Here is a 24,078-nt window from a genome sequence, read left to right on the forward strand (position 1 = left end):
TTGCAACTATCTCCTCTAGCTGTACTTCTTAGCTCACTGCCTTAAGGACGACAATTATACCATTAAGGTGTTTTCATCCCATAGCATTCAAGCTAGAGGTAGTTTCGCCCAATCATAATAAATATATAAGACACTTTAGGAGAAGAGTAACGCATGGGCAAGGTAGTCGGCATCGACTTGGGTACAACCAACTCAGTAGTCGCCGTTATGGAGGGTGGCAAGCCGGTGGTGATTGCCAATGCAGAAGGAATGCGAACAACACCCTCCGTAGTTGGCTTTAGCAAAGAAGGTGAAAGGGTAGTTGGGCAAATGGCACGGCGGCAAACTGTCCTCAATCCCCAAAATACCTTTTTTGCAGTGAAACGCTTCATTGGGCGGAAATATGCCGAACTTAGTCCAGATTCCAAGCGTGTACCCTACACCATCCGCAAAGACGAAGTAGGTAATATTAAAGTTGCCTGTCCCCGTCTGAATAAAGATTTCGCCCCAGAAGAAATTTCGGCAATGGTGCTGAAGAAATTGGCAGACGATGCTAGTCGCTATTTGGGTGAACCAGTCACAGGGGCAGTGATTACAGTCCCCGCTTATTTTAATGATTCTCAACGGCAGGCAACCCGCGATGCAGGCAGAATTGCCGGTTTAGAGGTGCTGCGAATTCTTAATGAACCAACTGCTGCATCTTTGGCTTACGGATTAGATCGGGGTGACACGGAAACTATCTTAGTCTTTGACTTAGGTGGTGGGACTTTTGACGTGTCTATTTTAGATGTGGGTGATGGGATATTTGAAGTCAAAGCTACCAGTGGAGATACGCAACTGGGTGGTAATGACTTTGACAAAATAATAGTAGATTGGCTAGCAGAGCAATTTCTGGAAACTGAAGGGATAGATTTAAGACGTGAGAGACAATCTTTACAACGTCTGATGGAAGCGGCGGAAAAGGCAAAAATTGAACTTTCCTCTGTCAGCGTTACCGATATTAACTTACCTTTTATTGCTGCTGACCAAGAAGGCCCCAAACATCTAGAAACTCGTTTAACACGTTCCCAGTTTGAAGGTTTGTGTGGTGATTTGGTGGGGCGATTGCGGACACCAGTGAAACGCGCCCTCAAAGATGCCGGACTTTCACCTAGAGACATTGAAGAAGTAGTTTTAGTTGGCGGTTCTACAAGAATGCCAATGGTAAAGCAGCTAGTACGGGACTTAATTGGCACAGAACCTAACGAAAACGTTAACCCCGATGAAGTGGTGGGAGTGGGTGCAGCAATTCAAGCCGGAATTCTCGCCGGCGAACTCAAAGATGTGCTGCTTCTGGATGTCACACCCCTTTCTATGGGATTGGAAACCATCGGCGGCGTGATGAAAAAACTTATTCCCCGCAATACCACCATTCCAGTCCGACGTTCTGACATTTTTTCTACGTCTGAAAATAACCAAAATACTGTGGAAGTTCACGTAGTTCAGGGCGAACGGGAAATGGCAGCAAACAACAAGTCTCTAGGACGTTTCAAGCTGTATGGTATCCCACCAGCACCACGAGGAATTCCTCAAGTTCAGGTGTCATTTGATATCGATGCTAATGGTATTTTACAGGTAACAGCCCTAGATAGAACCACTGGGCGAGAGCAGAGTATTACCATTCAAGGCGCTTCTACTTTGAACGAGTCGGAAGTGAATCGGATGATTCAGGATGCTCAGAAATACGCCGATGTCGATCGCGAACGGAAAGAACGGGTAGAAAAACGGACTCGTTCTGAGGCGTTAATTTTCCAAGCAGAACGGCAACTTAGAGAAGTAGCACTCGAATTTGGTATGCAGTTTGCCCGCAGCCGCCGTCAAAGAATTGATAATATTTGCCGAGACTTAAAAGAGAGTCTCAAGGAAAATAGCGATCGCGGTATCGATCAAGCTTATGCCGATTTGCAAGATGCTCTCTATGAGCTAAATCGGGAAGTCCGCCAAACTTATGCTGAAGATGAAGATGACGATTTGTTTGGTACTATCCGTGACATCTTTACTGGCGATAAAGATAAAGATAAAGAACGCGAATCTCCCAGAGATACATATCGAGAACGCGATTCATACAGTAAGGACTATGGCAGAGACAATAGCCGAGACAATAGCCGAGACTATGGCAGAGACAATAGCCGAGACAGTCGTTCTTCTTCTTATGAAAGCCGTCCTCCACGCAAAGCCCGTCCTAGCTACCAAGATAACTGGGATGATGAAGATGACAATGATTGGTCGTAGTACTTTTAATAAAAGTGAGGAGTTAGGAGTGACGAGTGAGAAGTTAAAAATTAAATCTTTCAATTCCTAACTCATGTACAGACGCGATTAATTGCGTCTCTACTCCTAATTAATTCAAAATCTAAAATCTAAAATCTAAAATTTAAATAACTAACTATGCAAAATTTGCCGAATTTCCGTGATTACTACGAGATTTTAGGAGTATCTAAAGACGCTTCTGGTGAGGAAATTAAAAAAGTTTATCGGCGGTTAGCAAGGCAATATCACCCCGATCTCAATCCAGGTAACAAAGAATCTGAGGAAAAATTTAAGGATATTGGTGAGGCTTATGAAGTTCTTTCAGACTCAGCCAAGCGATCGCAATACGATCAGTTTAGCCGCTACTGGAAGCAAAAAGACTTTGCAGGCAACAAACAAACGCCAAAGGCTAAAACTTGGCAGAGTGGCGCTAGCGATCGCAACGGCAATCAAGACATAGATCCTAGCCAATTCTCCGATTTTGAAAGCTTTATTAATCAAGTTATCGGCGTTAAAAATAAGACTGGGACAACTAACTCCAGTAATGGCAATACTAGCGATCCCTTTCGTTCGCCCAGAACAAAAGTTGCCTATACCGTTAACACCCCACCTCGCACTACCCGTCGAGATATAGAAGCCAGATTAACCCTACCACTAGAAAAAGCTTATCAAGGTGGCAATGAACGCATTCGTTTAGAAGATGGGCGATCGCTAGAAGTTAATATGCCACTAGGGATGGTAACAGGCCAAACCATCCGTTTGCGGAACCAAGGCGTTGGTGGTGGCGACTTATACTTAAAAATTACCGTTGAACCTCATCCATTATTTAAGATAGAAGGTTTAAATATCCTCTGCCAAGTACCAGTTACTCCTAGTGAGGCAGTTTTAGGGGGACAGGTAGAAGCCCCAACTTTAGATGGCCCTGTAAAAATGACCATCCCCCCAGGAGTTAGGTCTGGTCAAAAGTTCCGACTAGGGAATAAAGGCTACCCTAGCGATGATGGGAAACGTGGCGATGAATTGGTAGAAATTCAAATAGTTACCCCGAAAAATATTAGTCAGGAAGAACGGGAACTTTACGAAAAGTTACGGCAAATTGAAACCTTTAAACCCCGCGCTGATTTATTAGGTTAGGGGTGAGATAGCATCTCAAGCTATCGATAAAAATAATTACTAACTCAAAATTGCTGTGTCTTCTTCTGTCTTCCCAAATTCACAAAGGATTTAGAATATACAAAGATATCTTTGAGCAAAGTGACTCAAACAGCCGTGAATCAAAACGGGGCAATGCCACAAAGCAGTAAACCAACTTATTACTCCCTGCTAGGACTGCATCCCTCGGCATCAGTAATTGATATTCGTCGCGCTTATCGAGAACTGAGCAAACGCTATCATCCTGATACTACAGACTTGCCTACTGCGATCGCCACTTCTAAATTTCAACAAATCAATGAAGCCTACGCTACCCTTAGCCATCCAGAACACCGATTAAGCTACGATTTAAAAATTGGGTATTCCCGATTTGGAGTGATTCAACCACCCCCTGACTTGAATCATCCCGTCTCGCGTTCTCATGACTGGTCAAAATCAGCTTACCTCGATGCTAGCGATCGCCCCTTATCATCTGGCGAAATTTTTGCTTTATTTATACTGGTGTTAACATTTGTAGGTTGTCTTTTATTAGCAGTTGCCCTTGGCTTAACTCGTGGTGATGCTGCTTTTCCAACCCACTTACTACAGTCAACTCCATCTGTACAACAGCCAATTAACTATGTATCGCAACTAATTACCCTTATGGTAATTAAAAATTAAAAAATTCCCTAATCTAAAAATCTAAAACTCCTATGCCTCTTCTTCCTTCTGATACTCCTCTATATAATCATCCCCTGCCACAAATTGAAGAGTGGCTAAAAGACCAAGGCTGTAAACAAGACGAAACCCAGAAGCATTGCTGGCACGTGCAGCGTCCTAGTTGGCAAGCTGAACTATGGCTTGATGTCGAGCAAATCGTAGTGCGATATGTCCAATCTGGGGAAAATGGACAAGATATCCAACGTTCATTTAAGTATTCTCTGAGTCGAGATGATATAGAACAAGCTGTGTTTTCCGGCCCATAAGAAAGTGCTAAAGACAATTCACCGTAAATTTAGACAAAAGTCCATAGCGATGCCTGCGGCGGTAAACTACGCATTTCGATAAAGTGTAAAATTCGTTTAGTATGTAAGAATCACGGCTTTATCCATCGATGAAGGAAGGGTGAGATGAGCGACGCTCGCACGTTTGGGCACAAGAAAGCAGCTACATCAACTTTTTCAAATCCGTCCCTTGTCTCACCAATAACTCCGACGCTGGCAAATCCAGTGCGAGGCTTTGGTTTACCAACAAATAATCTCATCCAAACATTAAGAAAATCAGTTAACCAGCAAGTAGCACAGTCTGCTGGTCACAACATTAGTTCCATAGCATTGCGTCGTCCCCAAGCAAAACTGACGGTGGGTGCGCCAAATGATATGTATGAGCAGGAAGCAGATCGCGTCGCTGACCAAGTAATGAGTATGCCCGATGGCAAGGGATCTATGCAGCGCGAGACGATGCCGGAAGAGGAAGAAGAAATTCAAACCAAAACTCTGGGTAACTCCATTCAGCGCGAGGCACTGCCCGAAGAAGAAGAGGAAATCCAAACCAAAACCTTAGCAGCAACGATCGCACCGTTAGTCCAGCGCGAGACGATGCCAGAAGAGGAAGAAGAACTTCAAACCAAAACTCTGGGTAACTCAATTCAACGCGAGGCACTGCCGGAAGAAGAAGAGGAAATCCAAACAAAAAGCTCCTCTGATGCAGGTTTTAAAGCCGGGAGCAATCTCGAAAATCGGCTGAGTAGTAGTCAGGGTGGGGGAAGTGCGCTGCCGGATGAGGTGCGATCGTTCATGGAACCCCGCTTTGGTGCTGATTTTAGTCGGGTGCGAGTGCATACAGGCGGCGAAGCGGTGCAGATGAACCGAGAGTTGAATGCTCAAGCCTTCACCCACAAGCAGGATGTTTACTATGGGGCGGGGAAGGCTCCCGGTAAGGATGCGTTGACTGCCCATGAATTAACCCATGTGGTGCAACAAACTGTTTCTGACCCCAGTATTCAGTGCTTACCTGATGCAATTAGTAGTGTGAGCCAGCGCATTCAAAAAGACGATTTATCTGAAGCCAAACGCATTAAAAAGTTAAACGAAGACTATGAAGATGCTGTCAAAGATAAGAAGTGGTCGAAAGCTGCTGAATTGCTAAACGCGTTTAATAAACAAGATATTCTTAATCGTTTAGCTAAACGTAGTCAAGGAGAGATTGCAGCAATCCATCAAGGCGTATTAGATAATCCAATTGTCGGAGCAGGTTCCCAAGTTGCCGAACTAACTAGAGCAGCTTATCTGGATTTTAATTATGAGAATGCTAGAAAGTTGGGAAACTGGGGAGAAGCTGCTAAATTCCTGAACGGTTTTAATGAAGCTGATATTCGTACTCGGTTAAAGGCATTAGGAAAAACCGAAGTAGAGGCACTCAAACAAGGTGCAATCCAGGCTATGCCTGGTTGGTCACAACGATTGTGCCTACTGATTGATGAATGGAAACCTGGTAAGCAGGTCAGTTCAGTCGCAATGGGACGCATCGGTAAAGCTCAAGAGGCAATCAAGCACACCAAGTCAGTATTTTCCTATGGTGCAGGCAATCAGACGGAAGCATTAAAAGCAACTAACTTTAACTCCCAATTTCGTCTTATGGTTATGCGTGACAACCGACAACTTCTAGATGCTCTGGGTGAAACTAGTTTCTGGAAGTTGACTCAGGAGATCAAGCCTATTGCTGCTGCTAATCCAGAAGCATTAACGGCAGCCAAAGCTGATTTAGCTCATGGTGGGAATTGTGGTGAACATTCTCAGGTTGCTTTTGATTACTTACGGGTTAATGCCAGGGGTGAGGCGCTGAATAAATCTGCCGTAGCTGGATTAGATCATGCTTTTATCCTCATGGGAGATGTAAATAAAGATTCTGATGCCGATATTGTTGTCGCCGATCCCTGGCCGACAAAAGCCACCGCTACGACATGGGAAGACCATTTTGCATATACATCAGACCATGCAAAGATCCAGGTGGAAAGCAGTATGGTAGCCGATGGCCAGAATGTAAAAGCGGTGATTGCTGCTGGTCTTACCCTTACTGACAAAGGTAAGCAGGTTGCAGCTATGAAACGTTCTGACAAAGAAACAAAAGAACTTCTGACACGGATAAAAGAGTTGCATTTCTGGACTCATCCTAATACCGCAGCAAAGGGACATGAATATGACTATCACGTATAATTGCTCCGGGCGTATGATTGCCTCTCTAAATAGCTGCGTAATACACGAAAAAGGTCATGGACAATCGAGCCGCGTCCAGTATGAAAGCTAAAAATTTGACTAGTTTAATAACTGCGCTGATCTGGGGTTGTCAAAGTTCACCTAGCGTCAGTTGTAGCCCATTTTCTTTACCTTCACAAGTAACCAGAACAGAACTACCAATGATATCCCAAAAACCAGTTAATTTCATTACCGGGCCAGCAATTAAGCCATCGGCTCAACTTTTAGATTGGCTGAATCAGGAAGCTAATACAGCATCTGGTTCAAAAAGGCGACTTCGGCTTCCAGTATTCATTCATTTTGAGGATTCATACCGACTTGCTATTGGTGATTCATTTATTGGTGTATCAGATGTAGATCGTCATAACAACCCGATCTTTCTGTCTCTGGATGACACTAGTATGGGTGTATCACTTTTAACAAAAGTGAGAGACATTTGCCCAAACTCTGCAAGCTCGTGTGGGGTATGGCTCGAAGGTTACTGGGGGGCATTGATCGATTTCAATCTGCCCGGACTATCTGATTTACGAGAAGAGAAAGCGAAAAAATGGCCATTTACGGTTCTGGAAGTGCATGGGCTGATTACAAAACAGGTAGGCGATAACCACGAGATAAAAATTTTCATTGAGTCTCCGGGTTTGTAAAGTGCGATCTATTAAGGACGACTGCAAGACTTGCAACAAGAAGCGCGTATTGGATGGGAAGCTTCTGGGCGGGGCCAAGTTGTTGATGGCTCGACTACAATGGCTCAAATTCGTGCCAATGTGCGTAGACATCGCGTCATAATAGACATCTCCGAAAAAGAAAAAGACCCCTCTCCAAACCTCTCCCCGAAGCGGAGAGAGGCTTTAAAACCCCCCTTCCCTGGTAGGGAAGGGGGGAAGGGGGGTTAGGTCTACGTATAATTATGTGGTATCTAAATCTTTTCTGGAGATGTCTAATGATTGAAACTAATGCCCATCCTACAGAATTACCTTTAACTCCTAACTTGATTTACACTTTTCCAAACCGTCGCTCTCGTTGCTGGTAGGCACACAAGGCGCGGTGAAACTCAGCCCGATCAAAATCGGGCCAGAGAGCATCTGTAATATAAATTTCTCCATAAGCCATTTGCCAGAGTAGGAAATTTGAGAGGCGCATTTCTCCACTGGTGCGGATTAACAAATCTGGGTCAATAATTCCGGCTGTATACAAGTGGCTCTCAAACACCTGCTCATTAATTTCATCGGGTTGTAGCAGACCTTGCTGGACTTGTTTTGCGATCGCCTGACAAGCTTGTAAAATCTCCTGTCGTCCGCCATAATTAGTTGCTACCGAAAACCGGATACCGCGATTATCCTTAGTTTCTTCCATTGAACGGGAGATTTCTTGCTGAAGCGATTGCGGCAAGTCTTGCAAATTTCCCACAAACTTAATTTGAACATTCTTTTCGACCATTTCCCGCAGTTCTTGGCGCAAGACTCTTTGAAACAGAGTCATCAAAAAATCCACCTCTTCCTGCGGTCTTTTCCAGTTCTCTGTTGAAAAAGCATAAGCTGTCAGCGCCTGAATCCCCCAATCCTGACAACAGCGAAGCAAATCCTTGAGAGCATCTACTCCTCGCTTATGACCCATAATCCGGGGTAGACCCTGACGTTTAGCCCATCGACCATTACCATCCATAATTACTGCAACATGCTGCGGCAATAGTTCTCGTTTTAAGTCAGTAGGCAAATCTTGCAGTTTAGTTTGTTGTGCTGTCATTTTTTATCTCGAGAAGCGGTCGTTCGCGTAGCGCGTCGAAGACGTGGTAATCCGAGTAGACGTGAAACCAGTGCTAGTGTCCTCCCACCTATCCGACGAATAAAACTCAATAGACCAGGAGCAACAGCTTCCCTATCGACGGTTGGTGACAAAAGACTCTCTAATGACTCTTTTAGTTTCTTAATCGTCAGTGGTCTATTTAGGGTTCCCCGTTCTGCTAAGGAAATGGAACCCGTTTCTTCAGATACAACGACACAAATGCAATTTTCGACCCGCTCAGTAATTCCCATTGCCGCCCGGTGGCGTGTTCCCAACTGGCGCGAGGCTGTGCGTCCCGAAAGTGGTAAAATTATACCCGATGATACGATCCGTGAGCCACGGATTAATGTCGCTCCATCGTGTAACAAAGTTTTCGGCTGAAAAATTGTCTGGATTAGTTCTTTAGAAACTTCCGCATTTAGCTTTACTCCTGGCACAGAAAAATCTCGCTCATCAATTGGCCCTGTGGTTTCCACAATTAATAAAGCTCCAATGCGGTTTTTGGACAATTCTTTAACAGCCTCAACAATTTCATCAATTACACTATCAGATTTGGGGATTGCCAGCCGATCGGGTTGAAACAACTGGCGTAATTCGCCACGCCCCAATTGCTCCAAAAACCGCCGAAACTCTGACTGTAGAGCAACTGCCATCGCCACAGCACAACCAATCACCAACTTTTCTAATACAAAACTTAGCAGAAGTAGTCCTAATTTGCCACTTAGTGCTGAGGCTAGCATTAAGATAATGAATCCCCGCACCATCCACAGTGTCCGACGCTCACTAATAATAACTAGTATCATATATGTCAGCGCCAGCACTAACACAATATCCAGAGTCCCAAGTAGCAAGGACTGTGACCATCCCAGGTTTATCAGCCATTGCTTCCACCAATCTCTCATGACATCTGGATTACACTTTTGCCTCTAATTACAGTTAGTCATTAGTCATTAGTCATTAGTTCCTGGCTAATGACCAATACTTCGACTACGCTCAGTACAAGTGACCAAGGACAAATGACTATTTCTTTAGCCTTTCTGGTAGGTTATCTTGTCGAATTAAATCTTGATAAGTTTCACGTTGCAAAATTAAATTTGCTTCGCCGTTCGCCACGACAACTGCTGCCGGTCGGGGCAAGCGGTTGTAGTTAGATGCCATACTGTAATTGTACGCACCAGTTCCCATAACTACGAGAATATCTCCTGGTTCAGTTTTTGGGAGTAGTGCATTTTTAATCAGAATATCTCCTGATTCACAATGTTTACCAGCAATTGTGACTGTTTGGGTTAAAGGAGCAGACATTTTATTGGCAACGACTGCCCGATAAACTGATTGGTAAGTAATCGGACGAGGATTATCGGACATTCCCCCATCGATCGCTACATAAGTACGAATTTCTGGGATAACTTTTGATGAACCAATAGTATAAGCAGTGACGCAAGCTGTGGCAATTAGCGATCGCCCTGGTTCACTCAATAATTTCGGCAAAGGTAGATTTTCGGCTGCACAAGCTTCTTGAACTACTTCACAAATCGCCTTTACCCACTCTTCAATGCTTGGGGGATCATCTGATTCTGTGTACTTAATCCCCAAACCACCACCAACATTTAACTCTGTAATATTTAAACCATACTTCCCGGCATCCCTTAGCCACTGAACCATCACAGCAGCCAAATCTTGATGCGGTTGGCGCTCGAAAATTTGGGAACCAATATGAGCATGTACCCCTACGCAATCAAGGATCGGTTGTTGACTGACAAAAGTAAATACCTGATCTAAATCATTGGGATCAAAGCCAAATTTGCTATCTAAGTGTCCCGTGCGAATGTATTCATGAGTGTGGCACTCAATACCGGGAGTTAACCGTAACATGATGCGGATAGCTTGACCAGGTTGGGCTATTTCCACAAGGGTATGCAACTCATACCAGTTGTCCGCCACAATAGTTACACCAGATGCGATCGCTAAAATTAGTTCTTCACGAGATTTATTATTGCCGTGGAGGTAAATTTTATTAGGACTAACACCAGCTTGTAGGGCGGTGTAAAGTTCCCCCCCAGAGACTACATCGATTCCCAGTCCTTCAGATGCGGCGATCGCACAAACTGCTAAACAATTCCAAGCTTTTGAGGCATACAATACTTGAGATTCGCCCTTGTAGTACTGCTTGAAAGCATCTCGGTATTGCTGACAAGCCGAACGCAAGGTTTCTTCATCTAAAATATATAAAGGTGAGCCAAATTGCTCAACTAGGGTTGTGACATCACATCCACCAATTTCCAGGGAGTCATGATTCTGAACTCTAGCAGTTAAGGGTAAAAGTTCCTGATTAGGCGAGATATTCGCACTGGTGTCGCGCCTTTGAGGTAAATATTGATTTCCAGAATGTTGAACCCCAGTGGGGTGAGTCGATACCATAAATATAAAAGTTGTCCTTGTTCAAATTACGGGCTTTAAGTTTGTCTCCCGATTCCCAGTGTACAAAGGGTTTGTAATCTTATTCAATAAATGTGATCTTATTAGACTTAGAAATTAAATTACTGACACCAGATCATCTCAGTGCAATTCTAGAACTGGATCAAGCCTGTTTTGGCGGACTTTGGACAATGGATGGCTACAAACGAGAATTGGACAGCCCCAACAGTGATTTACTCGGTTTATTTTCCCCATCCACTAGCACAAGTTTGTTAGGAATGGGTTGCTTTTGGTCAATTTTAGACGAAGCCCACATTACAATTTTGGCGGTTCATCCCGAATATCACAGTCAAGGCTTGGGACAAGCTTTATTATATTCACTTATCAAGACAGCTTGCGATCGCAAAATGGAGCGAGCTACCCTCGAAGTCCGAGCTTCAAATTTAGCGGCAATATCTTTATATCAAAAATTTGGCTTCAAAACAGCCGGACGACGGCGCGGCTACTACCAAGATAACGGTGAAGATGCCCTAATCCTTTGGCTCCCAGATTTACAATACTCTAAATTTCAAAAGACTTTGGACAATTGGTATATCCTAGTTAGCGATCGCCTAGACAAATCCTCTTGGCACTTGCTTTTTAAGTAGATAAATTTTGAATTATCGGGGTTGCGATCAGCTTCAGCAAAAAAATGTAACTTTGTCGCGCTGATTTATATTTAAATATTTTATTAAAAAACTAAAATCTATAAATTAATAATATATAAAGTTTTTTATACTTGACATGACTAAATCTATGTGCTATTTGTAGGTGTTTGGGATTAAGTGAATAAACTCTCAATATAAGCAGTCGCTATTTGTAATAAATCCCAAAAACGCTGGTGAACTAAAGCTCCTCAGTACACTAGCCATATAAAAGTAGTCAATAGTTAACAATTAGCCCATCAACTAAAGTCATAGCTTCAGGATGTCTATAATCTGTTATACAGGCATCCAAAAGCTTTGCCTGTGCTAAAATCAGCATACCGGCACGACCGCAGATGATGGGATAAAGCCATGTTTGAGCGCTTCACAGAAAAAGCAATTAAGGTAATCATGCTGGCCCAAGAAGAGGCCCGCCGTTTAGGTCACAACTTTGTCGGAACCGAGCAGATCCTCTTGGGTCTGATTGGCGAAGGCACTGGTGTAGCCGCCAAAGTGCTGAAATCAATGGGCGTCAATCTCAAAGATGCCCGAATTGAAGTTGAAAAAATTATAGGACGGGGATCAGGCTTTGTTGCCGTGGAAATTCCGTTTACGCCACGGGCAAAGCGAGTTCTAGAACTCTCCCTAGAAGAAGCACGCCAACTGGGGCATAACTACATTGGCACCGAGCATCTGCTGTTGGGCCTAATCCGCGAAGGGGAAGGTGTCGCAGCCAGGGTGCTAGAAAACCTCGGTGTGGATCTATCGAAGGTAAGAACCCAAGTCATCCGCATGTTGGGAGAAACTGCCGAAGTTTCACCAGGCGGCTCATCCGGGCGGACAAAAACCCCGACTCTGGATGAATTTGGCTCCAACCTGACCCAAATGGCAATGGACAATAAGCTCGATCCAGTGGTGGGACGCGCTAAGGAAATTGAGCGAGTGATTCAAATTTTGGGTCGCCGAACCAAAAATAATCCAGTGCTGATTGGGGAACCAGGGGTTGGTAAAACTGCGATCGCTGAAGGTTTAGCTTCCCGCATTGCCGCTAAAGATATCCCTGACATCCTGGAAGATAAACGCGTAGTAACGCTGGATATTGGTTTGCTCGTAGCAGGAACCAAATACCGGGGTGAATTTGAAGAACGTTTGAAAAAAATCATGGATGAAATCCGCTCTGCGGGTAATGTCATTCTCGTGATTGATGAGGTACACACCTTAATTGGTGCAGGTGCAGCAGAAGGTGCTATTGACGCAGCAAATATCCTCAAGCCAGCTTTGGCTAGGGGTGAGTTGCAGTGCATCGGCGCTACCACCTTAGATGAATACCGGAAGCACATCGAGCGAGATGCAGCCCTAGAGCGGCGTTTCCAACCAGTGATGGTTGGCGAACCTACAGTTGATGAAACAATTGAAATTTTATATGGTCTGCGCGAACGCTACGAGCAACACCATAAACTGAAAATCTCCGACGAAGCATTGGTAGCGGCGGCGAAATTATCAGATCGTTACATTAGCGATCGCTTCCTCCCAGATAAAGCCATCGATTTAGTTGATGAAGCTGGTTCTAGAGTGCGCTTGATTAACTCCCAACTGCCACCCGCAGCTAAAGAGTTAGACAAAGAACTGCGTCAGATATTAAAAGAAAAAGATGACGCGGTGCGCTCTCAAGACTTTGACAAAGCTGGGGGATTGCGCGATCGGGAAATGGAAATCAAAGCCGAAATCCGCGCGATCGCTCAAAGCAAGACCAATGCAACAGGTACAGAAGGTGATGAACCTGTAGTTACAGAAGAAGACATTGCTCACATTGTCGCTTCTTGGACTGGAGTTCCGGTGAACAAACTCACCGAATCTGAATCTGAAAAGCTGCTGCACATGGAAGACACCTTGCATCAGCGTTTAATTGGTCAAGATGAAGCTGTGAGAGCAGTTTCACGGGCAATTCGTCGCGCTCGTGTCGGTTTGAAAAATCCCAACCGACCCATAGCTAGCTTTGTCTTCTCTGGGCCGACTGGTGTAGGTAAAACCGAGTTGGCGAAGTCCTTAGCTGCTTACTTCTTCGGTTCCGAAGAAGCAATGATCCGCTTAGATATGTCCGAATACATGGAGCGTCACACCGTCAGCAAACTGATTGGTTCCCCTCCAGGTTATGTTGGCTATAACGAAGGTGGTCAGCTGACCGAAGCCGTGCGGCGGCGACCTTACACCGTGGTGCTATTCGACGAAATCGAAAAAGCCCACCCCGATGTCTTCAACATGCTGCTGCAAATTTTGGAAGACGGTCGGTTAACTGATGCCAAAGGTCGCACGGTGGACTTCAAAAACACCTTGCTGATTTTAACTTCCAATATTGGTTCTAAGGTAATTGAAAAAGGCGGTAGCGGTATCGGCTTTGAATTCTCCGAAGATGCCAGCGAGTCAACTTACAACCGAATTCGCTCTTTGGTGAACGAAGAACTCAAGCAGTACTTCCGTCCAGAGTTCCTCAACCGACTCGACGAAATTATCGTCTTCCGTCAGTTGAACAAGCCGGAAGTGACCCAAATCGCCGAAATTATGCTCAAGGAAGTATTTGGTCGTCTGACAGAAAAGGGTATCACCTTAGAAGTCACCGATCGCTTCAAGGAGCGTTTGATCACTGAAGGTTACAGTCCCAGCTACGGCGCGAGGCCATTACGTCGGGCAATTATGCGCCTGTTAGAAGATAGCCTAGCAGAAGAAATTCTGTCTGGTCGCATCAAAGATGGCGACACTGCGATCGTTGATGTGGATGAAAATGGCGTTGTGCAAGTTAGTTCTCAACAGCGTCGGGAATTATTACCCCAAGGTGTTGAGTAGGATTTAGAGTTTGGGATTTAAGTCTCAAATTAAAAATTAGAAAACGGTAGAGTATTTATTGCTCTACCATTTTTTTGATCTCTAAGGTAAAAAATTACTTAGATTAATTGTTAGATATTTTACAAACTCTTTTGTATATCTCTCTTACAAACCAAGATATTACTTTTTGGATAGTCTCAAAATTTTCGCTTGAATCGTATAATTGCTTTGCATAATGACCCAATTGATTTAGTTGCGAATCCAAATCAGATTTACTGCCATGAGTCTTTAGATTTCTTAATTTATTCATATTCATTATTGTCAGAAAAGTTTCTTTTAAATGTTGTGTTTCCATATAGTTAGGTTTGATAATTTCAAAAAATATCTGAACTGATGCAGGAAGGCTTTGTTTTCGGATTTTTTCTATATTTTTTCTATCAACATATATGCTATCAACTTTCTTTAAATTTTCTGATTTTATAGCAGAAGTTGGCAAATTTACACATATTTGCGGTAAATCCCAATCAGCATTTTTTCGCTTATCATAAGATGATTTAACTCTATTATAAGCTTCTAAAAATGCTTTATTATTTTCATTAATACATTTATACTCTTCATCAAAAAGAACTTCGATTGCAGATTCTAAAGTATTACGAGCAGACTGGCAAAAAGGTGTAATCTGATTTTTATCTCGGCATTCAGCCATATCTTTACTATATTTTTTTAAGTTATCAAGCCAAGATGAATAATTTGCATCTGTTATATATGAATAATCAATATAATATTCATCGGGTATTTTTGACTGTTTTTGAGCTTTTGGAAAATTTTCTTTATAAGTGTTGACTGTTATGTTATCAATTGATTTATTGGTTAATGCTTGTGTTTCAGCTAACTTATAAATTTGCTCCGATAGTTGATTTATGTTACTAGAAAAATTATCATTTAATCTAGTAAATTGATGATTTATTTCATTAGATAATAGAGAAATACTACTTTTAAGGTCTTGAACTTCTTGTTTTAATTCTTCATCCATATAATATCCAGTATTGTGCTTTTAGATAATTTACTAAAGTTTACTAATTTTAGTATAAAGCTCTAAATATTTTTTATAAATAGAATCATTTCTTCCCTTAACCATACCAATAAATTCTATTTTTCCCCGAAGTACTTGTCTAAAATTTTGTTTTTCCTTGGCGGGTAATCTGCTTTGATATTCAGACTTTTCTTGATACTCTTTTTCCGCAGCCTCAAGTCCAAATTTAGCCCAAGCATGAAGCATGGCACGAACCTGACGCACATACCTTCGGTCAATATTAGGAAACCAATTAGTTGTTAATCCCGTGACTTCTTGATGATTCCCTTTGACTTGCAGTCGATTTTTATGATTATTTACCTCAAATCCATTTTCATTAATAATTGATAGTAATCTATTACCAATAAAAACTTTATCTACATCTTCTTCAGCTACTATATATGCTAATTCTTCAGGGAATTTAGGTAAAGTCGTTGAGAAAGTAATATCATCTGCATACCTTGTATAAGTTGCTTTGTACTCTTTAGCTAAACGTTGTAATTGACTATCCATCTTGGCACAAATCATATTAGTCAGGATGGGTGAAGTTGGCGCACCTTGAGGTAACTGATTGTTATGACAACATATCTGTGCTAACACTGTCGATACATCTGGATGTAAACCATAAGGTGTAGCCATAAACATACCCCGGACTCGACCAAAATTAATCGACGGAAAAAAATCAGTTAAATCAAGATTTAGAACATAGCGTTTTTTAGTATGAGCTTGAGCATTAGTTACAATATTTTTACCCATCACAAAACCATGCACTGATGGTTTTATCTCATACACTGTTCGTAATACTTGATTAAGCTTTGTCTGAATAATTTTCAGTGCAGTTATCGGAGTTGATATCTGACGAATACCACCAGACTTTTTAGGAATCTCAAAAGTTTTATAACGTTTATCAGGTTCAACAAGATATATATGATAAACAAGACGAGGATAGGAAACCTCTAAAAGATCAGCTATATCCATTGGTTGTTTGAGAGAGTAAAATTTCTCTCGTAAAGATTCGGGGCTATCTGTGAGAAGCAACTGAGAGTTTTTTTTCACTTTGTCCCCTGAGTTATCCTTAATCAGCTATCTTTTTAGCGATGTAGCAACAATATTTAGATTTAGCATTGACACAGATATCATGCTAATTTCTGCGATTAGAAATAAAAAAAATATCACTTGCGGGTGTATTCTCGCCTATTCGGATAAGGAGCAAGCAGCAATTTAGAAGGCTAAAAAGCTCGTAAAGCTGACCGTGAAATACACCGTCGCAGGATCAACAACGGAAATCAATACCTATTCCCGCAAGTGATTGAAGTGGTTTGTCTAAGGAATCATTGCTTACAACTGATTCAGACTTACCTTTAGGTAATCTTACAGGCAAATGATCTCAAAGTATTGCGTGAAAATAACTAAATTAGGGTAAGTTGGGCTGAAGAATAAAAAAATACAGCAAATTCCATTGGTAGCGTTGGATTTCGTGCATTAGACCAACTTATGTAAATTTTTATTTTTATCGTAATTGTGGAATTTAGCTGTTTTCAGTGTTAATCCTGGAAATACAAAAAACTTAACTCTTAATCATGAGTGGAATTAATCGTCAAATTACCCTTGACGTTAGACAAGTTGCCAAGCACATAGAAGATGCACCGCCGATGAGAGCATTTTCTCCAAAATCTCTGACTAAATCTTTAAACAGATAATAGAGAAATTCTTCCAGCACGCTAGAGTGAAGGTTCGATCTAGAATCAAACTTCTCAGCATAGTGCTGCTGGTCTATAGTGATAGGTTGTGCTGTTACCATAGACTCTTAATGTGGTTACTCATAGCGTTTACCTTCTAAACACTCTAGGATGATACGCTTGTACAGCTTTGTCAACCTGCCACATAGTTTTTCTAGTCAAGATATCTTAACTAGCTATAAGTAATTTTTAGTATTCTTCAGGACAAACGCGCAATCATTCATGTCACTAAAGTTTAGAAAGGGTAATACCTACGGCGAGCTTTGCTAACGCACATAATTATATGTTGAGATAAAATCAATACGAATCAGGAATTAAGGAGCAAGAATATGCAACCCATACTTTTAAGCCGCGAGGAAGTTGCACGACGTGCAAAAGAACTATATGAAAACAGCATTCGTCAACAAGTGGAACTAGAAGAAAACATCGGTAAGATGGTGATTATTGATATAGAAACAGGTGAATATGCAGTTGATAAAATAGGTATAGAATCGGCGCGATATTTACGTAATAAACACCCCTTTGCTCGACTTTTTGGTATTCGCATTGGTTACAAAGTTGCTGCTTCCTTCAGTGGTGAGATGGAGCGTGATTACAGGTGATTTCTGGTATTGTCAAAAATGGACGGACAACCCTTAGTATAATATTTCGACTGCCCAATCAACCAGATTTTACTATTGAATTTGTTATCGATACAGGTTTTACAGAGTTTCTTTCCCTATCTCCAGCAGCAGTTACTCTTTTGGGTTTTCCTTTTGTGTATGGTATGTATGCAAATTTAGCCGACAATAGTAATGTAATCTTACCAGTACATCAAGCTACAATTATTTGGAATGGAGAAGAACGGGAAGTGAATGTACTTACAACAGGACGGCTACCTCTATTAGGTAGAGCTTTACTTGATGAGCATCAACTTGTCATAGAGTTTACAGAGGGCGGTTTAGTGACAATTGATGAATTTTAGTTGCTTTCTGGATATCTTAATTTCCTATCATTCCTATCAACAGCACGCTGACTTTTTATCTCAAGGGGTTGAATAGGATTTAAAATTTTAGCTTAATGCTCACCATGTTATGTTTATTGAATAAGCACTAAAAGCAAGTTTAAGTTCTTCATTTAAGCGTGTTTTCAAAAAGCGAATTCCAGGAAATGTAGATTTAGAAGCACGGTTTTGGCAAAAATTGGAGCAGATAAGATTTAATATATTGCACCATATAAACGCCTGTGAAATCTGGGGTACAATACCGCCTTACACTCTTTGAGATGATTATCCCGATTTGAGATATGCGTCTATTCCGACAAAAAGAATGGTTATTTAGCCTACTGGTAATATCTTTAGTTCTATGGCTGATATGTTTAGGAAACTCCCCTTTACGAGATTGGGATGAAGGTACTGTGGCGCAGGTTGCCCGTGAAATTTGGCGTGCCCCACTTGGTTCAATGCATTGGCTTTACCCCACCTTGGGAGGTGAACCTTATCATAATAAGCCACCCCTGATGCATTTGCTAATTGCTTGGACTTACTCTATCGGAGGTGTGAATGAGTGGACAACACGCCTACCTGGTGCAGTGTTAACTGCCTTGGGAGTACCTTTGCTTTACTTGGTGGGATGTTTGCTTTTTAACCAAAGTTTACCAGCTTTGTTTGCTGCTTTAGTTTACCTGACGATGTTGCCTGTGGTTCGTCACGGACGGCTAGCAATGCTAGATGGTGCAACTATTACCTTTTTCTTACTGTTGTTGTTTTGTTTGCTAAAAGCACGTCAGAATCGTCGGTATGCTCTAGGCGTGGGATTTTGTCTGGGTTTAATCACTATCACTAAAGGAATGATGGTTTTGCCACTAGGAGCGATCGCTTGTTTATTTCTCATTGCAGATCGGCAGTTTGCTTTGTTAACAAGCCCTTATCTAGTAGTGGGAATACTTTTAGGAAATGCACCTGCGATCGCTTGGTTTGCTGCTCAATGGCAACATTATGGCCAAAATTTCTTGCAAGTAAATTTTCAAGCACAAACTTTTGCTCGTCTTACACAATCTGTTGAAGGTCATAGCGGGCCTCCCTGGTATTATTTAATTGAGTTGATTAAGTATAGTTTTCCTTGGCTATTATTTCTCCCTGGAGGTTTTTATCTAGCTTGGAAAAAACGTCAAACAACCTGGGGTTGTCTAGTAATTATTGGCACAATTGTTTATTTATTAACTATCTCTTTAATGAGAACTAAGCTCCCGTGGTATGTTATACCTGTATATCCATTTTTAGCTTTGGCAATTGGTGCTAAACTTAGCGAAATTTGGCAGTACGGTCATTTTAAGGTGCGAAGTTGGACAATATTTTTGGCTATTATTGCTATTGCTGGTTTAGGAGGTTGTGTTTACTTTTCTATTAAGAAAGAGCCTATTTTAATAGTCATGAGCATTGTTTTAGCAATAAGTATGGGCATCGCAGCATGGCTAATTAAACAACGCGATCGCAACTTTATTCCAGTTTTGTTTTCTGGCATGTACTTAGTTTTAGCACTATTGATGAGTTCGCAAGCATGGATTTGGGAATTAAAGGAAGCTTTTCCTGTAAAACCAGTAGCAGAATTAATTCGGGCAAATGTTTCACCAGGAACCCAAATTTATACTTCTTTTGCTTACAATCGTCCTAGCTTAAATTTTTATAGCGATTGCAAGGTAACTGCTACAACTCTGCCGAATTTACAACAAATGTTATCTAATAAATCTTATTTGCTGTTAGATAATGGGGCTTTACAGCAAATAAATTTAACTGGTAGTAAAATCATTGGAACAGCTAAAGGATTTACATTGATTTCACCATAAGTTAAAAATCTGTGAAATCTTATAAGCTGTTCCACATTTAAATTGCATGAACTGGGCGGGGCAAGATGCCTACCCCACAAGATTTATGTTTAATTTGGTTAAGTAAGTGGATCAAATTAAATATAAAACCTCACCGAACAAGGCAAAAATAAAAAGTAAAAAGTAAAAAGAAAGAGGAATAAAATCGGTTTGAAGCCCCTGAATTTATTTATGGAAAAGGAAATAAAGATTTGTTTCGTTAGCGTAGCGGCACGAAGTGCGACACGACATGCTGTGAAACAAGGCATCCGTACAAGGCAAAAGTAAAAAGTAAAAAGGCAAAAGAAATATTGAATTTATCTTTCTTTTTACTTTTTACTTTTATCTTTTTACTTGTTTATGCATCCTTTTTAAATCCTCTAGATTTATTTATGGGGATTATCTTTTTACTTTTTACTTTTTACTTTTTAACCTGCCTCCGGCTTCCCTCTCCGATACTTTGGAGAGGGATTGAGGGTGAGGTTTGATCTTATATTTAATTACGCCTACCTACTTATGCAAATTAGATGTTTTTTAACTTAAGAGGCTTAGTCTGTTACTTTAACAGTGGATTGGCTAGATTGAGCTAGATAAATACCTACTAAAACTACGGCGAAAGTCGCCCAATCAAACAAACCTACCTGTTCTGAAAAAATGAACCAAGCAAAAACCGAGGCTACGACTGGTTCGAGCAGAAGCGTCACGGCGACGACACTTGAAGAAATTCTGCTGAGGCTATAAGCCAAAAGTCCTTGGCCCAATACTTGACAGAAGAGGGCTTGGAAAATGATGAAAAACCAACCCGTCGAGGAATAGGGAAAAAGCCGATCTTCGAGGAATGGTAAGACGGGTAGTAGAAGCATTGTTGTCACTCCACAGCGCCACAGCATGATAGTTGCAGTGCTAAATCTGGTTCGGAGCCGTTCTATGAGCAGCATACACGTAGCCATGAAAATCGCAGTTAGGAATGCTAATGCATCACCCAGTAGTTGATCGGTTGCAAATTGCACCTTATTGAGTTCATAAGCGATCGCACCGCCCAAGGCTATAATCAGTCCAATCACGAATCTGTTATCGAAGCGCCGACCGAAGAACACATATCCAGCCAAAGCAACAAATAAGGAGTTCAAATTAGATAGTAAAGCAACATTGGCAACACTAGTTTGACTCAGCGACCAAGCCCACAAAAGAAGGTAGGTTCCAGCAGAGGTTCCCATTGCCAACAATAGCCACACTTCCTGACTCGTAAAAGGCTTATTTTCTCTAGGTTCATTATTAGACTGTTGGCTGCGGAAAGCCTCAATTAAATTCCAGATTCCAAAGACAATTGTGGCAATCCAACTACGATGAAATACTACAGCATTTGCACCGATTTCTTGTTGACATAATTTAGTCAGAGATGGTGCTAAAGATATGGGAATTAAGGCAAACAATAATGATGCAGTTCCTAATAAAGCTGGTGTTTCGGAGAATTGCTGCTTTATTAATGACAGTTTGCTCGTCATACTTTTAATGAAAGTGTTAACTATAGTTGTGACTGATTCTTGGAATGGGAAATTAACAGCAGGTTGGCTAGATACGGCTAAGTATAAACCCATTAAAACTACAGCGAAACCTGCCCAATTTGAGAAAGTTAATTTTTCTGAAAATATTATCAGAGCGAAAATGCCGCTAAATACTGGCTCTAACAGATGCACCAAAGAGACAACCACAGAGGAAAATTTGGCAAGACTATAGGTCAAAAGCCCATGACCTATAGCTTGGCAAATCAGGGCTTGAGAAATTACCCAAAGCCACCCACTAAATGTAGAGGGGAAAAGCTGATCTTGAGTGAATAAAAGTATGGGCAAGATAACTAAAGCCGCGATCGCACAGATCCACAACTGAATTGTAGCCGGAGAGAATTTGGTTCGTAATTTTTCTACGATCAGCAGGTATACACTCAAGAAAATTGCAGAAACGATCGCAGCAAAGCCCCCTTGAACTTCATCTGTGGCGATTTGCAGTTCTTCAAATTCAATGGCGATCGCTCCTACAAGGGCGATCGCCATCCCAATCAGGAATTGCTTCTCAAAACCCTTACGAAATAACAGCCACACCCCTAAGCTAGTAAATATGGGGGCAAGGTTATGCAACACACTAGAAATTGCGACGCTAGTTTCAGTCAGCGACCAAGCCAAAAAGACTAAAGTAGTAGCCCAAAAAATACCGGCACCAAAAAATAGCCACAGATCCTGACTGGTGTAGGGCTGTTGTTCAATAGGTTTTTCTAAGGAAAGTCGCTGACGTACCGCTTTGTATCCATTCCACAACAAGAAGACTACACTAGCAAGCCACAAGCGATTAAATACAGTGGCATTGGGGCTGAGTTGAGTTTCGCTCAATTTCACGAAAATAGAGCCAAAAGATATGGCAGCTACACCGATAAATAATGCAGCTAGGGCTATTTTCCTCTGATTGGATACATTCATTAGGAAATTTAAATTCAACTTCTCACCAATAAATAATCAAACCATTAACCCAATACAGTTTTTCAAATCATCTGAAAACTAAGGCTTAGATACCCGACTTCTCCAAGAAGTCGGGTATCTCATTCATTGTTCACGAATGATTTAGGAGATTACTATAGGTTATAAGCCTATTGACCACTAACCAACCCAATGCTCTTGGGCAAATCCTACAGCTATTTTGGCTAGTAGTGTCACAAAAACGCCCAATATTAGATATCCCTGACGAGGATGGCGAGATAGCAGCACACCAATAGCTATATTCAAAGGCACAATACCATAAGCAAGACGGCTCAAGGAGATAGTACCTCCAGAGGCTAGCAGCAAACCAATACCGCAAAAGCCATAAATAACTGTAACTGCGGTCAGTTGCGTGCGTAAGCGCCACAACACATAGCTACCACCCAAAACCATGAATAAGTTGAGCAAGTTATTCATCCACTCTTCACTCGCCAAAATCAACAAAAATATGGCTAAAGCATAAAACCCATAAAATAATTTCAGAGAACTAAAACGTTGACGGAAACGCCATAAAAGATAGCCACTGGTAACAATCACGGCAAACAAGAAGAGATACCAGGGATCTTCAATGCCGCCAGATGGTTTTTGAATCCAACCATATTGCCAATTATTTGTACCAACTGCAATTTGCATCAGCATATTCAACCAACCCTGCCAATCAAACCCCAGATTTGGTCGCCATCCTCGTTGTGCTTCGATAAAAGCTAAAGGGTTGCCAAAATAAATCGCACAATAAAAACTGAATAAAAGTATGCCAGTGGCGGTAGCAAAACCAGCAATATAGGCTATGGGTGGTCGGCGTTCTTTCCAGGTTGCGATCGCTAATGCTGGAATTAATGCCATCCCTGTAGGACGTGTTGCTGTTGCCATCGCCCCCCAAAGCCCAGTCCAGCCATACTGCTTTTGATCGAAAGCCCGTAAAGCCGATGTACTCAAAAACAAATACAGCCCCTCTGTGTAAATTACCCCCGTAAACATGGATGATGGATATAAAGAAACTACAGCAGTAGTCCACTGCGCTGCATTAATGCCATAATTATCTTTAACCCAAAAATACAAACAGTAAAGCGCGGCAAAAAATGCCAGGTTGTTGACTAACGTCCCAGCTAATTCAAACGGCAAGCCCAGTTTCATCAAAACCCAGATGCTTAAAGGAAACAGGGGAAAGAAGGCAAGATTATGTTGCTTGCCGTCATTCACAAATTCATATCCAGAAGTAGCGATCGCTCGATAATGCATACTATCCCAAGCATCAAAAACCCCCCAGCCAAAATGGGGCAAAAATTCTTCTGCTGGTAATGGTAGTTTTGACGCAACCAGCAACATAGCTGTCCAAATGAATATTCGACTGGCAAGCCATAAGGCTGCTGGAAATAGGAAATCACTTTTCCATAAAACTTTTTTTATAACTATCTCAACTTTGACCATAAGGTTAAATGCTTCAACAAACTCCTTTCTGCATTCTTTTACATATAGCTGCAACACAGCAATTTATGAGTAATATTTTGCATATTAAATCCTCCACCAAAATAATTAAAAAACTGG

At 41.7% G+C, this 24,078-nt stretch carries 19 protein-coding genes; 11 read left to right on the top strand and 8 right to left on the bottom strand.

Features of this window, described 5'->3' with window-relative positions; translation table 11 throughout:
• Nucleotides 1-153: 153 nt before the first annotated feature.
• The 6 genes from dnaK to V7K98_RS01300 all read left to right on the top strand — a co-directional run bounded on the left by dnaK (nt 154) and on the right by V7K98_RS01300 (nt 7,297).
• The gene (dnaK, locus tag V7K98_RS01275; protein ID WP_335018793.1) at nt 154-2,250 is read left to right on the top strand and encodes a molecular chaperone DnaK; all 2,097 of its coding nucleotides are present in this window, start codon (nt 154-156) and stop codon (nt 2,248-2,250) included.
• 156 nt (nt 2,251-2,406) lie between these two features.
• On the top strand, nt 2,407-3,402 hold the full coding sequence (locus tag V7K98_RS01280) for a J domain-containing protein (protein ID WP_335018795.1): 996 nt from the start codon (nt 2,407-2,409) through the stop codon (nt 3,400-3,402).
• 153 nt (nt 3,403-3,555) lie between these two features.
• Nucleotides 3,556-4,080, top strand: a complete 525-nt coding sequence (locus V7K98_RS01285) for a J domain-containing protein (RefSeq protein WP_335018869.1) — start codon at nt 3,556-3,558, stop codon at nt 4,078-4,080.
• Between the two features lie 32 nt (nt 4,081-4,112).
• Nucleotides 4,113-4,385, top strand: a complete 273-nt coding sequence (locus V7K98_RS01290) for a DUF3143 domain-containing protein (protein ID WP_335018797.1) — start codon at nt 4,113-4,115, stop codon at nt 4,383-4,385.
• A 144-nt stretch (nt 4,386-4,529) separates the two neighbouring features.
• On the top strand, nt 4,530-6,614 hold the full coding sequence (locus tag V7K98_RS01295) for an eCIS core domain-containing protein (protein WP_335018799.1): 2,085 nt from the start codon (nt 4,530-4,532) through the stop codon (nt 6,612-6,614).
• An 80-nt stretch (nt 6,615-6,694) separates the two neighbouring features.
• The gene (locus tag V7K98_RS01300; RefSeq protein ID WP_335018801.1) at nt 6,695-7,297 is read left to right on the top strand and encodes a hypothetical protein; all 603 of its coding nucleotides are present in this window, start codon (nt 6,695-6,697) and stop codon (nt 7,295-7,297) included.
• A 349-nt stretch (nt 7,298-7,646) separates the two neighbouring features.
• Here the strand turns inward: V7K98_RS01300 and V7K98_RS01305 are convergent, their stop codons facing one another.
• The 3 genes from V7K98_RS01305 to lysA form a co-directional block, all read right to left on the bottom strand.
• Nucleotides 7,647-8,396, bottom strand: a complete 750-nt coding sequence (locus V7K98_RS01305) for an isoprenyl transferase (RefSeq protein ID WP_335018803.1) — start codon at nt 8,394-8,396, stop codon at nt 7,647-7,649.
• Nucleotides 8,393-9,337, bottom strand: a complete 945-nt coding sequence (gene cdaA / locus V7K98_RS01310; RefSeq protein ID WP_335018805.1) for a diadenylate cyclase CdaA — start codon at nt 9,335-9,337, stop codon at nt 8,393-8,395. Before cdaA ends, V7K98_RS01305 begins: the two co-directional genes overlap by 4 nt.
• A 118-nt stretch (nt 9,338-9,455) precedes the next feature.
• Nucleotides 9,456-10,853: a diaminopimelate decarboxylase gene (gene lysA, locus V7K98_RS01315; RefSeq protein WP_335018807.1), complete on the bottom strand. Its 1,398-nt coding sequence runs from the start codon at nt 10,851-10,853 to the stop codon at nt 9,456-9,458.
• A 92-nt stretch (nt 10,854-10,945) separates the two neighbouring features.
• Here lysA and rimI point away from each other — a divergent pair, with 92 nt between their 5' ends.
• Entirely contained in the window at nt 10,946-11,497 is a 552-nt protein-coding gene (gene rimI, locus V7K98_RS01320; RefSeq protein WP_335018809.1) for a ribosomal protein S18-alanine N-acetyltransferase, read from the top strand.
• A gap of 408 nt (nt 11,498-11,905) precedes the next feature.
• The gene (locus V7K98_RS01325; RefSeq protein ID WP_335018811.1) at nt 11,906-14,374 is read left to right on the top strand and encodes an ATP-dependent Clp protease ATP-binding subunit; all 2,469 of its coding nucleotides are present in this window, start codon (nt 11,906-11,908) and stop codon (nt 14,372-14,374) included.
• A gap of 103 nt (nt 14,375-14,477) precedes the next feature.
• On the opposite strand, the gene V7K98_RS01330 is transcribed toward V7K98_RS01325, so the two are convergent.
• The 3 genes from V7K98_RS01330 to V7K98_RS01340 form a co-directional block, all read right to left on the bottom strand.
• On the bottom strand, nt 14,478-15,386 hold the full coding sequence (locus tag V7K98_RS01330; RefSeq protein ID WP_335018813.1) for a hypothetical protein: 909 nt from the start codon (nt 15,384-15,386) through the stop codon (nt 14,478-14,480).
• Nucleotides 15,387-15,419: 33 nt separating this feature from the next.
• Entirely contained in the window at nt 15,420-16,403 is a 984-nt protein-coding gene (locus V7K98_RS01335) for a reverse transcriptase domain-containing protein (protein WP_335018815.1), read from the bottom strand.
• Between the two features lie 619 nt (nt 16,404-17,022).
• Nucleotides 17,023-17,226, bottom strand: a complete 204-nt coding sequence (locus V7K98_RS01340) for a hypothetical protein (protein WP_335018817.1) — start codon at nt 17,224-17,226, stop codon at nt 17,023-17,025.
• A 267-nt stretch (nt 17,227-17,493) separates the two neighbouring features.
• On the opposite strand from V7K98_RS01340, the gene V7K98_RS01345 reads away from it, so the two are divergent.
• The 3 genes from V7K98_RS01345 to V7K98_RS01355 all read left to right on the top strand — a co-directional run bounded on the left by V7K98_RS01345 (nt 17,494) and on the right by V7K98_RS01355 (nt 19,987).
• Nucleotides 17,494-17,766, top strand: a complete 273-nt coding sequence (locus tag V7K98_RS01345; RefSeq protein ID WP_335018819.1) for a hypothetical protein — start codon at nt 17,494-17,496, stop codon at nt 17,764-17,766.
• The gene (locus V7K98_RS01350) at nt 17,763-18,128 is read left to right on the top strand and encodes a clan AA aspartic protease (RefSeq protein ID WP_335018821.1); all 366 of its coding nucleotides are present in this window, start codon (nt 17,763-17,765) and stop codon (nt 18,126-18,128) included. The genes V7K98_RS01345 and V7K98_RS01350 overlap by 4 nt, the downstream gene beginning before the upstream one ends.
• Before the next feature lie 320 nt (nt 18,129-18,448).
• Nucleotides 18,449-19,987, top strand: coding sequence for an ArnT family glycosyltransferase (locus V7K98_RS01355; RefSeq protein WP_335018823.1), 1,539 nt, complete (start codon nt 18,449-18,451; stop codon nt 19,985-19,987).
• A 566-nt stretch (nt 19,988-20,553) separates the two neighbouring features.
• Here V7K98_RS01355 and V7K98_RS01360 read toward each other — a convergent pair.
• Both V7K98_RS01360 and V7K98_RS01365 read right to left on the bottom strand, forming a co-directional pair.
• Entirely contained in the window at nt 20,554-22,476 is a 1,923-nt protein-coding gene (locus V7K98_RS01360) for a DMT family transporter (RefSeq protein ID WP_335018824.1), read from the bottom strand.
• Between the two features lie 177 nt (nt 22,477-22,653).
• Nucleotides 22,654-23,961 (bottom strand): mannosyltransferase family protein, encoded by a 1,308-nt coding sequence (locus V7K98_RS01365; RefSeq protein ID WP_335018826.1) that lies wholly within the window; start codon nt 23,959-23,961, stop codon nt 22,654-22,656.
• Nucleotides 23,962-24,078 lie beyond the last annotated feature (117 nt).

This window comes from Nostoc sp., assembly GCF_036917435.1.
In the GTDB taxonomy this organism is placed as follows: domain Bacteria; phylum Cyanobacteriota; class Cyanobacteriia; order Cyanobacteriales; family Nostocaceae; genus Nostoc.